This is a genomic window from Cellulosimicrobium sp. So1_17, from assembly GCF_055181235.1.
Genome location: NZ_CM143702.1, coordinates 2,096,552 through 2,108,514 on the forward strand (window position 1 = coordinate 2,096,552; position 11,963 = coordinate 2,108,514).

General features: G+C 72.9%; 8 protein-coding genes. 3 read left to right on the top strand and 5 right to left on the bottom strand.

From position 1 onward, the window contains the following. Positions 1-35: 35 nt before the first annotated feature. The 3 genes from ACZCLJ_RS09185 to ACZCLJ_RS09195 all read right to left on the bottom strand — a co-directional run bounded on the left by ACZCLJ_RS09185 (position 36) and on the right by ACZCLJ_RS09195 (position 2,831). Positions 36-923 carry an ABC transporter permease gene (locus tag ACZCLJ_RS09185; protein WP_463106203.1) on the bottom strand — a complete coding sequence of 296 codons (888 nt, stop codon included), beginning with the start codon at positions 921-923 and terminating at the stop codon, positions 36-38. A 62-nt stretch (positions 924-985) separates the two neighbouring features. Beyond that, positions 986-1,813, bottom strand: a complete 828-nt coding sequence (locus ACZCLJ_RS09190) for a sugar phosphate isomerase/epimerase family protein (protein ID WP_463106204.1) — start codon at positions 1,811-1,813, stop codon at positions 986-988. 295 nt (positions 1,814-2,108) lie between these two features. Then, on the bottom strand, positions 2,109-2,831 hold the full coding sequence (locus ACZCLJ_RS09195) for a hypothetical protein (protein WP_463106205.1): 723 nt from the start codon (positions 2,829-2,831) through the stop codon (positions 2,109-2,111). A 131-nt stretch (positions 2,832-2,962) separates the two neighbouring features. On the opposite strand from ACZCLJ_RS09195, the gene ACZCLJ_RS09200 reads away from it, so the two are divergent. The 3 genes from ACZCLJ_RS09200 (at position 2,963) to uxaC (ending at position 9,155) form a co-directional block, all read left to right on the top strand. After that, entirely contained in the window at positions 2,963-3,967 is a 1,005-nt protein-coding gene (locus ACZCLJ_RS09200; protein WP_463106206.1) for a LacI family DNA-binding transcriptional regulator, read from the top strand. A gap of 244 nt (positions 3,968-4,211) precedes the next feature. After that, positions 4,212-7,499 (top strand): 3-keto-alpha-glucoside-1,2-lyase-like domain-containing protein, encoded by a 3,288-nt coding sequence (locus ACZCLJ_RS09205; RefSeq protein WP_463106207.1) that lies wholly within the window; start codon positions 4,212-4,214, stop codon positions 7,497-7,499. Positions 7,500-7,655: 156 nt separating this feature from the next. Then, positions 7,656-9,155, top strand: a complete 1,500-nt coding sequence (gene uxaC, locus ACZCLJ_RS09210) for a glucuronate isomerase (RefSeq protein WP_251152360.1) — start codon at positions 7,656-7,658, stop codon at positions 9,153-9,155. A gap of 48 nt (positions 9,156-9,203) precedes the next feature. Here uxaC and ACZCLJ_RS09215 read toward each other — a convergent pair whose 3' ends face one another. Beyond that, positions 9,204-10,109, bottom strand: a complete 906-nt coding sequence (locus ACZCLJ_RS09215) for a sigma-70 family RNA polymerase sigma factor (protein WP_251152361.1) — start codon at positions 10,107-10,109, stop codon at positions 9,204-9,206. An 84-nt stretch (positions 10,110-10,193) separates the two neighbouring features. After that, on the bottom strand, positions 10,194-11,849 hold the full coding sequence (locus ACZCLJ_RS09220) for a glycoside hydrolase family 43 protein (protein WP_463106208.1): 1,656 nt from the start codon (positions 11,847-11,849) through the stop codon (positions 10,194-10,196). Positions 11,850-11,963 lie beyond the last annotated feature (114 nt).

Here is an 11,963-nt window from a genome sequence, read left to right on the forward strand (position 1 = left end):
AACCGTGGGAAGTTGCCTGTCAGTTCGGGGAAGGGTCACGCCGCCGCGAGGGCGAGGTTGCCCCGTCGGGAGGCGTGCCAGGGGATGAGGATCCGCTCGAGCAGCTCGACCAGCAGGAACAGGACCACGCCGATCATCGACATGAGGATGAGGTCGGCGAAGAGCAGCGGGGCGTCCAGGTTCCCGCTCGCGAGCAGGAGGACGTACCCCAGCCCCCGGTCCGCACCCACGAACTCGCCGACGACCGCGCCCACGACGGCGAGGGTGACGGCCACCTTCAGGCCGGACATGAGCTGCGGGAGGGACCCCGGGAAGCGGATCTTCCGGAAGGTCTTCCACCGCGAGGCGCCCATGGTCGCCGACAGCTCCAGCAGCTCGGGGTCGACCGAGCGCAGGCCTGCGACGGCGGACACCACGACGGGGAAGAACGCGATGAGGACGGCGAGGATGATCTTCGGCGTCAGCCCGAACCCGAACCAGACCACGAGGATCGGGGCGATGGCGATCTTGGGGATGACCTGCGCGAAGAGGATCAGCGGGTACAGCGACTTCTCCGCGGTCGGCGAGTAGACGAGGAGGACGGCCGTCGCGACGCCGATCACGGCGGCGAGCACGAAGCCGATGACGGTCTCCATCGTGGTCACCCAGGTGTGCTCGAGCAGCATCGCCCAGTCCTCGACCATGGTGTCCCACACCGCGCCGGGGGCCGGCACGAGGTATGCCGGGACGAGCTCGCGCCACGCGACGAACCACCACACGGCGAACAGGGCCAGGAGCACCAGCGCGGGCCGCCACGCCGCGGAGGCCACCGCGAGCACCCGGCTGCGCAACGACGTCGTGCCGCGGTCCTCGGGAGAGCGGTCGCGGCCCGTGGTCGGCGGTGCCGGTCGTCTGGCGGGTCGTACGTCCTGGGCAGTCGTCATCGCGCTGTCCTCCATCGTCGTCGTCCTGGTGCTCGGGGGTCCGGCCGGGGTCGGCGCGTCCGTCATCGGAACGGCACCCCCTCGGCGGCGAGGATGCCGCTGAAGGCCTCCCAGGCCTCGGTGAACAGCTCCGGGCCGGAGAAGCCGCCGAGGCGGTGGGCGGTGCCCAGGTGCGGCTCGAGCGAGAAGAAGCCGTCGAACCCGTCGTCGCGCAGGGCCCGGACGGTCTCGACGAGCTCGCCGTCGCCGTGGCCCGCGGGCACGACCTCCCCCGTGCCGCGCCGGGCGTCCTTCACCTGCACGTACTCCAGGTGCGGCCGCAGCAGCGCATAGCCGTCGGTGTAGGGGCGCACGCCGACCTGCACGAAGTTCGCGGAGTCCCACGCGAGCGTCAGGTGCGGCGACCCGACGGACTCCACGAGGTCCAGGCAACGCTCGGGGACGTCCCCGTAGATGCCCTTCTCGTTCTCGTGGAGCAGGACGACGTCGGCCTCGCGCGCCACGTCCGCGAGCGCCGTCATGCGGTGCAGCACGACGTCGCGGCACGACGTGGGGTCCGTCCCCGGACGCACGAAGAACGAGAAGACCCGGATGTACGGGGCGTCGAGCCGCTGCGCGACGTGCGCGGCGTGCCGCATCCGGGCGAGGTGGGCGTCGAAGTCCTCGTCCACCGAGATCTTGCCGATCGGCGACCCGATGCTCGACACCTGCAGGTCGTACCGCTGCAGCAGCCGCTCGACCCGGTCGAGCTGCTCGTCGTCGAGGTCGAGGACGTTCGTGTCCCAGGCGCTGCGGAGCTCGACGAACCGCAGGCCGAGCTCGGTCGCCACCACGCACTGCGTCTCGAGATCAGGCGAGATCTCGTCCGCGAAGCCCGAGAGCGTCCACACGTCGTGCCCTCCCTTTCTCGTCGTCCGTCCCGGGCCGACCCGTGCCGTCGTCGGCAGCCTCCGGGAGGCTCGGGTCGGGGGACGTGTGTCGAGGAACTGCGCACGGAGCTCGTTCTCGGTGCGTCTGCATGGACAGTAGGGGGACGGTCGTGACGGGAACAACGAGTTGCCACTTGTTGCACCTGTCCGGGTCGGACGGGGCGGCGAGGCACTGGCGCGCGCGCAGGGAGGAACCACACCGGTTGCCACCGGTTGCCACGGTCCGGGTGCCCCGTCGGGGCGGGATGGTGCGGACTCAGGCCTCGTGGGCGTCCGCGAGCGCACCGAGGTCGAGCGCGACACGCCGGTACCCCGCCGAGCGGACGGCTCGCAGGACCTCTCCGCGCAGGGGCTCGGCGGCGACCGCAGCCACGTCGGTGTGCGGCGCCTCGACGCGGGCGAGCTCGCCGTGGTGGTGGACGCGGAGCTCTTCGAGACCGAGCCGGCGCAGCTCGCTCTCGGCCGCCTCGACCTGGACGGCGTCCTCGTCCGCGCGCGAACGGTCCGGCGGCGGACCGGAGAGCCCGATCACCGCGAGGTCGAGCCCTGCCAGCGCGAGCGGGACGACGAGGGCCGACCCGTCGGCGAGGTGCGCGTCCTCGGCGACGACGGCGGCTGCCAGGTCGAGCGCACGGACCACCTCGCCGACCCCGCGCCCGCCCAGGTCGAAGGCCGGCGCGCCGAGTCCGTTCGCGGCCTGCACGACGGCGCAGCGCCGGGACGGCGTGGCTGCGGTCGTGGCGTCCACGAGGGCGACGACGCGCGAGCGGCCGACCGCGCCGACCGTCAGTCCGAGCAGGACCTGCGAGCTCTCGTCCCCGGAGAAGACGACGCCCAGGCGACCGCCGTCGCCCACCGCGGCGATCCGGGCGGTGACCGCCCGGACGACCTCGTCGACCGTCGTCGTACCGGGGTGCCCCGAGGCCCGCGGCCGACTCGCCGTCGGGACAGGCAGGGGCGCGTCTGCGCGCCTCGTCACGGTTGCCATTGGAGAGCCGCCGTCAGGGCGCGTCAAGCAGTTGCCATCACTTGCCTTCCGGCGTCTCTGCGGGCCGACGCGGCGCAACCGGTTGTTGTCCAGCGCTGTCAGCACCGTTACAGTCCGAGCGCATGACCCCAGCCGGCAATGGTGCCAGCCCGACGATCTACGACGTGGCCAAGGCGGCCGGCGTCGCGCCCTCGACCGTCTCGCGCGCGTTCTCGCGCCCCGGCCGCGTCAACGCGGAGACCGCGGAACGCATCCGCCAGGTCGCGAGCGAGCTCGGCTACCGGACGAACCCGCTCGCTCGCGGCCTGCCGACGGGCCGGACGTCGCTCCTCGGGATCGTCGTGGCGGACGTGACCAACCCGTTCTTCTTCGAGATCATCCGCGGCGCCGAGGCCACCGCACGAGACGCCGGGTACACGCTCCTCATGGTCGACGCCCACGAGTCCGACGAGGCGGAGCGCCAGGCCCTCGACCGCACCCTGCCCCTCGTGGAGGGCATGATCCTGGCGACGTCACGGCTGTCGGACTCCTCGATCCGGGTGGCCGCCAAGCAGCGTCCGACCGTCGTCATGAACCGTCTGATGACCGACGTCCCGAGCGTCCTGACGGACAACGCCCAGGGGATGCGGAGCGCCGTCGAGCACCTGGCGGGCCTCGGGCACACGAGCCTCGCCTACCTCGCCGGACCGGAGGCGTCGTGGGCGGACGGCATGCGCTGGCGCGCGTTCCGCGAGGCGACGCGCGAGAGCGACCTGCAGGCACGCCGGCTCGGCCCCTACGCACCGACCCTCGCCGGCGGCCTCTCGGCGGCGAAGACGCTGGTCAAGCACTCGGCGACCGCCGCGGTCGCGTACAACGACCTCATCGCGATCGGCGCGATGCGCGGCATGGGGCGCCTCGGCGTCGAGGTACCGCGGGACATGAGCATCGTCGGGTTCGACAACATCTTCGGCTCGGACTTCTGCTCCCCGCCGCTCACGACGGTCGCCGCGCCGCTGCGCCACTTCGGGTCGTTCGCGGTCCAGCGGCTCCTGGCCCAGCTGCGCACGACCCCGGCGCAGGCCGCCGGGGCGACCTTGCTCCCGGCGAAGCTCGTGGAACGCGGATCGACCGGCCGCCGCGCCTGAGGGACGGGGCGGAGCGGCTCCGCCGGCTGCGGCCGGCGGCGCGCGACAGGTGCAACAAGTGGCAACTCGTTGCCCCTGCACGTCGCGTCCGCCGATAGTGGCGAGGCAGCGCACCGATGCGCACGTCCTGTGCACCTTCCCAGGCACGCAAGGCCCTCGACGGAGAGGCAGGCTGATGGATCTCACCCCGCTCGACGAAAGACCCCCACGCACCCCGGACCAGCGGCGCAGACGACGGGCGGCCGTGGCCGCGATCGTCGCGCTGGCCGTGCCGTTCGGCGTCCTGACGGCCCAGGCCGCGGTACCGACGGCCGCCGACGACGACATCCGGCCGCAGGAGCCCGGCGTCACGCTGCGCGTCTTCGACGTCCAGTTCCCGCTCGTGGAGTACTGCACGCTCAAGCCGGGGCAGACCCCCAACGTCGACAAGATCATGCCGACGATCGACTGGACCACCGCCGCGGACTTCGGGCTCGGGGACCAGTTCGTCACCGAGGTCACCGGATACCTGAACGTCGCCACGGCAGGGACGTACGACTTCCGCATCACGAGCGACGACGGCGCCCGGCTCCTGCTCGACGACGAGCTCGTGGTCGACCACCCGGGCCGGCACGGCGCCACGTCCAAGGACGGGTCGATCGACCTCGAGGCGGGCTACCGCGCGCTGCACATCGACCACTTCGACGGCGCCTTCGACCAGCGGCTCAAGCTGGAGTGGCGGCCGCCGGGCTCGCAGGACTTCGTCCTCGTGCCGAACAGCGTCCTGAGCACCGACGCGGACGTCACGCGCGTCACGTCGCCCGGTCGCAAGTCCTGCGAGGGCATCACCGAGACCCCGGGCGACGGGCTGCCCCTCACCGAGGTGCACCCGGACTACACTCTGACCGACCTGCGCCCCGAGGGCTTCGAGCCCCAGGTGACGGGCATGGACTGGCTGCCCGACGGCCGTCTGGCCATCTCCTCGTGGGGCGGCGACCGGCTCACGGAGCTCGGCGAGGTGTACCTGATCGACCACGTGACCGGCGACGGCGGCGCGGACGAGGTGACCTACACGAAGGTCGCCGAGGGCCTGACGGAGCCGATGGGGATCAAGTACGTCGACGGCACGCTCTACGTGTCCGAGAAGGACGGCCTCACGGCGCTGGTCGACGAGGACGGCGACGAGGTCGCCGACGAGTACCGCACGATCGCGACGTGGCCGTTCGGCGGCAACTACCACGAGTTCGCGTTCGGCCTGCTGTACGAGGAGGGGTACTTCTACGTCACCACGGGCATCGCGATGGTGCCCGGCGGCAACTCGCTCGACCCGCAGCTCGCCGAGAACCGCGGATCGGTCATGAAGATCGACAAGGAGACCGGCGAGGTCGAGTACGTCGCGGGCGGCCTGCGCACGCCGAACGGGCTCGGCTGGGGCGCCGACGGGGGCATGTACGTCACCGACAACCAGGGTGTCCGCATCCCGACGTCGAAGCTCGTGCGCGTCGAGGAGGGTGCGTTCTACAACCACTTCACCAACCCCGACGGCCCCTACGACGACCAGCCCGTCACCGAGCCGGTCCTGTGGATGCCCCACAGCGAGATCTCGAACTCGCCGAGCAACCCGGTCGTGCTGACCGAGGGCGTGTTCGCGGGGCAGATGGCGATCGGCGACGTCACGTACGGCGGGCTCCAGCGCGCCTACCTCGAGGACGTCGCGGGCCAGGAGCAGGGCGCCGTGTTCCGGATGACGCAGGGTCTCGAGTCGGGCGTCAGCCGCACGAGCGTCGGGCCCGACGGCGCGATCTACGTCGGCGGCATCGGCTGGTCGGGCAACTGGGGGCAGGCGGGCAAGCTCTCGTACGGCCTCCAGAAGCTCACCTACGACGACAACCACGCGTTCGACATGCTCGAGATGCGCGCCGTCGAGGGCGGGTTCGAGATCGAGTACACGCAGCCGCTGTCCGAGGAGACGGCGCAGGACCTCGCGTCGAAGTACACGGCCGCGCAGTGGCGCTACGTCGCGACCCCGCAGTACGGCGGCCCGAAGGTCGACGAGGAGGACCTCGACGTGACGGCCGCGACGCTGTCGGACGACGGGAAGACGGTGTCGCTCCAGATCGACGGGCTGAAGCCCGGTCGGGTCGTGAACGTCCACTCCCCGCGTCCCTTCGCGTCGGAGAGCGGCGCCGAGCTGTGGAGCACCGAGGCCTGGTACACGCTCACGCGCCTGCCGGACGGCTCGGTCGCGCCGCCGGTGTACGAGGCCGAGGCCGCCGACATCGGCGGTGGCGCCGGCTGGAACAGCAACCACGCCGGCTACTCGGGCTCCGGGTTCGTCGACCGCAACTGGGAGCCGGGTGCCCGCACGACGTTCGCGGTCCGCGCCGAGGAGGCCGGCCTGCACGACCTCGCGATCCGCTACGCCAACGGGCAGAACAGCGACCCGCAGCCGACGCCGAGGAACCTGAGCCTCTACGTCAACGGCGAGAAGCTCAAGCAGGTCTGGTTCGACAGCACGGTGAGCTGGGCGACGTGGGCGACCCAGGTCGAGACCGTGCCGCTGCGCGAGGGCGCGAACACCATCACGATCCAGCACGACGACGACGACATCGGTCACGTCAACCTCGACAGCCTCACCGTCACGCCGAACGAGCGGATCACCCTGTTCGACGGCACGGACCTCGACGCGTGGGCGGCGGTCAACGGCGGCGGTCCTGCGACGTGGCCGATCGCGGACGGCTCGTTCGAGTCCTTCGGCGGCGACATCCGGACGAAGGAGAAGTTCGACGACTTCCGGATGCACGTGGAGTGGTACCAGCCCGAGCACGCCCCCACGCAGACCGGCCAGGCCCGCGGCAACAGCGGCGTCTACATCCAGGAGCGCTACGAGGTCCAGGTGCTCGAGTCGTTCGGCATCGACCCGCCGAAGAACAACGACGCCGGCGCGATCTACCTCAAGAAGGCGCCGGACGTGAACGCCGCGACCCCGATGGGCACGTGGCAGACGTACGACCTCACGTTCCGGGGGGCACGCTTCGGGCCCGACGGCACCAAGACCGAGGACGCGCGCATCACGCTCGTGTGGAACGGGCAGCTCGTGCACGACGACGTCGCGGTCGACGGAAAGACCGGGAACGGCAAGGACGAGGGTCCGACGTCGGGGTACATCAAGCTGCAGGACCACGGCGACCCGGGCCTCAACCCGCGGTTCAGGAACGTCTGGATCGAGCGCCTCCCGAGCCAGGAGGAGCCCGCGCAGGAGGAGGTCGCGATCACCGCGACCGCCGAGGTCAGGTGTCTCGCGGGCACGCCGTACGTCGCGGTCCGCGCCGTCAACGACGACACCGTCCCCCTGGACGTCGCCGTCGACACGCCGTTCGGGTCGAAGACCTTCGCCGACGTCGCGCCCGGCAAGAGCGCCTACCAGGCGTTCCCGGTCCGTGACGCCGAACCGGCGGCAGGCTCCGTGACCGTCACCGCCCGTCCGTCCGACACCTCAGACGAGCGGGAGACCGTCACGGAACCGGAGCACGACCAGCCCGACTGCGGCTGAGGCTCCGTGAGCGGGCCCGGTCCGGCCTCGCCCCCAGGGGCGGGACCGGACCGGGCCCCTTTCTCTGCAAACGATTGTCGTAGTGCTCCCAGATCATCGAAGCGCTGCGATTGACGTAGGATGCAAACGTTCGCAACGACGCTTCAGGAGGATTCCGTGACGAGCACGGCCCACGCTGTCCCGACCACCGCGACGGCGTCGTGGTCCCTGCACCCCGACCGCGCGCTGCCCGCGGACCCGGTCCAGCGCCCGATCGCCCGTGAGGTCTACGCGGCGACGCGCGACCTGCCGATCGTGTCGATGCACGGCCACGTCGACGTCGCGCTGTTCGCCGACGACACGCCGTTCGGCAACCCCGCGGAGCTGTTCGTCACGCCCGACCACTACCTCGTGCGCATGCTCGTCGCCCAGAGCACGTCGCCGCACGGCGCGCCCGGCGTCCGGGGGGTCCAGGACCTCGGCGTCGCACCGGTCCCCGGCGCGCCCGCCGGGACCGCACCGGCGGAGGCCGACCCTCGCGAGATCTGGCGCCGGTTCTGCGCCGGGTGGCGCCTGTTCCGCGGCACGCCGACGCGCTACTGGACGGAGCACGCGCTCGTCGAGGTGTTCGACGCACCCGTCCGCCCGTCGGCCGAGACCGCCGACGAGCTCTACGACCACCTCGTCGACCGCCTCGCCCGCCCGGAGTTCCGCCCGCGAGCCCTGTTCGAGCGGTTCGGGATCGAGATCCTCGCGACGACCGACCCCGCGCAGTCGCCGCTCGCCGACCACGCGCGCCTCGCGGCGGACGGCTGGGGCGAGCGGGTCGTGCCGACGTTCCGCCCGGACCCGCTCCTGCACGTCGACCGCACGGACTGGACGGAGCAGGTGCGCGCGCTCGGCGCCGCGGCGGGGGGCGACGTCGTCGACTACCGCTCGTACCTCGACGCTCTGCGCTCCCGGCGCGCCGCGTTCGTCGCCGCGGGCGCCCGCGCGACCGACCACGGCCACCTCCGCGCCGACACCACGCCCCTCGACGACGCGGACGCGGCCCGGATCCTCGACGCCGCGCTGCGGGGCGAGGTCACGACGGCGGAAGCGGACGCGTTCTCGGCGCACATGCTCTTCCAGATGGCCGCGATGTCCGCCGAGGACGGCCTCGTCATGCAGCTGCACCCGGGTGTGCTCCGCGACCACTGCGAGGGCGTCGCGCGCGCCTACGGCTCGGACAAGGGATACGACATCCCCGAGCAGACGGAGTACGTGCGCTCCCTGCGCCCCGTGCTCGAGGCCTTCGGCCACCACCCGGGGTTCCGGATGATCGCCTTCACCGTCGACGAGACGTCGTTCTCGCGCGAGCTCGCACCGCTCGCGGGCGTCTACCCCGCGCTGCGCCTCGGCGCGCCGTGGTGGTTCCTCGACACGCCCGAGGGCATGCGCCGCTTCCGCGAGGCGGCGACGGACTCCGCGGGCTTCTACAACACGAGCGGGTTCGTCGACGACACGCGCGCGTTCTGCTCGATCCCGGCCCGGCACGACCTCGCGCGGCGCATCGACGCCGGTCACCTCGCGCGCCTCGTCGCGGAGCACCGGCTCGACCTCGACGAGGCGCTGGAGACCGCCGTCGACCTGGCGTACCACCTGCCGAAGGCGTCGTACCCCGCGCTGCGGGCCTGACCGCCTCGTGCGGGCCGACCGTCCTGCGCCCGGGGTTCGACGGTCGCGTCAGGCGGATGTCTCGACGGCGGTCGCCGCGACCTCGGCCGGTTCCGCGACGAGGTCGAGCGCCACGACGCGCCCGTCGCGGACCGTGACCACGAGCACCGACCGCACCACGCCGCCCGGCGCGTAGACCGCGCCCCACGCGCCGTCGACGAGCGCGACCTGCGCCTGGCGGGCCCGGCCGACGAACGCCTGCGCGACGGCGTGGGCGCCGACGAGCTCCGGCTCGACCGCCGGGGCGCCGTGGGCGAGCGCGGCCCGCGCGGACTCGACGGCGGCGGGGTCGGCCCGCAGGACGACGTCCGGGTCGAGCAGCGTCAGCAGGCGCTCGAACCGGCCCTCGCGCGACGCCGCGAGGAACGCCTCGACCACCTCGCGCTCCCGGGCCGCGTCGGGCTCGGGGTCGCCGCCGCCCTGCACACGGCGCCGGGCGCGCGACGCGAGCTGGCGCGTCGCGGGCACCGACCTCCCCACGACGGTCGCGACGTCCTCGAACGGGACTGCGAAGAGGTCGTGCAGGACGAACGCGAGCCGCTCCGCCGGCGAGAGCGTGTCGAGCACGAGCAGGAGCGCCGCCCCGACGGCGTCCGCCTCCTCGGCCAGCGCCTCGGGCCCCGGACCCGGCGCGGCCCGGTCGAACGCACGTCCGCCGTCGGACCCCGGCACGTCCCAGGACGTCTCGCGGCGCGTGCCGCGCGAGCGCAGGAGGTCGAGGCAGATGCGCGACACGACGGTCGTGAGCCAGCCCTGCAGGTTCACGACGTCGCTCGTGTCCGAGCGCTGCAGCCGCAGCCACGCCTCCTGGACGGCGTCGTCGGCCTCCGCGGAGCTGCCCAGCACCCGGTACGCGACCGCGCGCAGGTGGGGGCGGAACTCCTCGAACACCTCGGTCAGTCGGTCCTGCTCCATGCGGCCATCCTCTCGTCGTCGCCACGTGTCGGGCCTGCCGACATGACGCGCGGGACGCCGGGAACGTGACAGGGAGGACGCGCCTCAGCGCACGGTCCCGCTCGCACGGTCCTCGACGCGCACGGGACCGAACGCGACGCGCGCACCGTCGGGGACGGCCCCCGTCGCCGACGTGCCGCACGCGAACAGCGCGACCTCGGCCCCGATCCAGTGGCCCTCGACGGCTTCGAAGGGCGTGTCCGCCGCGCGCCACGCGCGGTCTGCGCCGGCGCGCCACGCGAACGTGACCTTCCCGGTGTCGTCGGTCTCGAGCCGCAGGTCGACCGGCCCGTGCCCGGCGGGGAGGTCGACCGGTTCCATGAGCTCCGTCTCGGGCACGCGCAACGAGTCCTCGTCGCGGCGGCGCGCGACGACGCGCGACCGGCCGCCCGATCTCTCGACCCCGACCCACGCGTACGCGCGGCCCAGCACGAGCAGACCGGCGCGCAGGTCCGGCACGGCACCCGCCCGCCCGTCGGCACCTGCGCGCGCACCGCCGACAGCCTCACCGTCCGCGCCGCCGGCCCCGCCGTCGTCCGGACGGTCCACGTCGACGCTCGTCGTGATACGGCACGGGTAGCCCGGGAGCTGCTGGCCGAGGACGCCCGCGACGTCGCGCAGGGTGCCGAGGTCGTCCGGTGCGACGGCGAGGCGCAGCGTCCCGGCGGCGGTGACGGCGGTCGAGGCCGGCACGTTGCCCTGGAAGTGCCACTGCGGCCCGGGAGCCGAGCCGTCGAACAGGTCTGTGCGCCGCGGCTCGCCCTCGCCCCAGGCGACGTCCGGACCCACGGACGTCGCGGCGTCGGGCACCGCGTGCCGCAGGACGGGCTGCCCGCAGCGGGGGTCGTCCGCCGTCGGCTCGCCGATCACCGGCCAGCCGTCGTCGCCCCAGGTCATCGGCTGCAGGTGGACCACGCGCCCGAAGACGCCGCGGTCCTGGAAGTGCACGAACCAGTCCTCGCCGCCGGGCGTCGTGACCCAGGCGCCCTGGTGGGGACCGTTGACCGGGGTCTCTCCCTGGCGCAGCACGATCCGGTCCTCGTAGGGCCCGAACGGCGAGTCGGCGCGGAAGACCGACTGCCACCCCGTCGCGACACCGCCCGCGGGCGCGAAGATCCAGTACGACCCGTCACGCTTGTACAACTTCGGGCCCTCGAGCGTGCGGTACCCCGGGAGCAGGTCGCCGTCGACGACCGTCGCGCGGCGCCCGACCACGCGCGTGAGCCCCTCGTCCACCTCGACGAGCGTGAGCAGGTTCTTCTGCCCGCTGCGGCTCGCGGCCCAGCCGTGCACGAGGTAGGTGCGGCCGTCGTCGTCCCACAGCGGGCACGGGTCGATGAGACCGCGCCCCTCGAGCAGCAGGTGCGGCGCTGACCACTCCCCGAACGGGTCGCGCGTGCGCGTGACGAAGATGCCGTGGTCGGGGTCGGGGTGGACGACGACGTACTCGCCGTCGTGGTATCGGATGCTCGGCGCCCACACGCCCGAGCCGTGCCGGGGGCGGCGGTAGTGCTCGGCGGGCTCGACGCGGGGCGCCGCGTGGCTCGCGATCGTCCACGTCACGAGGTCCGTCGAGTGGAGGACCGGCAGCCCCGGGCTGCGGTTGAACGACGACGCGACGAGGAAGTAGTCCGGACCGACGCGGATCACGTCGGGGTCGGGCCAGTCGGCGTCGAGCACGGGGTTCGTGTAGGTGCGCATGCGTCGGTGAGGTCCTCGTCGTCGTTCCGTCGGTGCGTCGATCCGTCTGCCACGGATGGCACGGAAGCCGCGGCGCGAGCGCTCGCCCGGGAGCCGCGGGAAACCGATTACCCT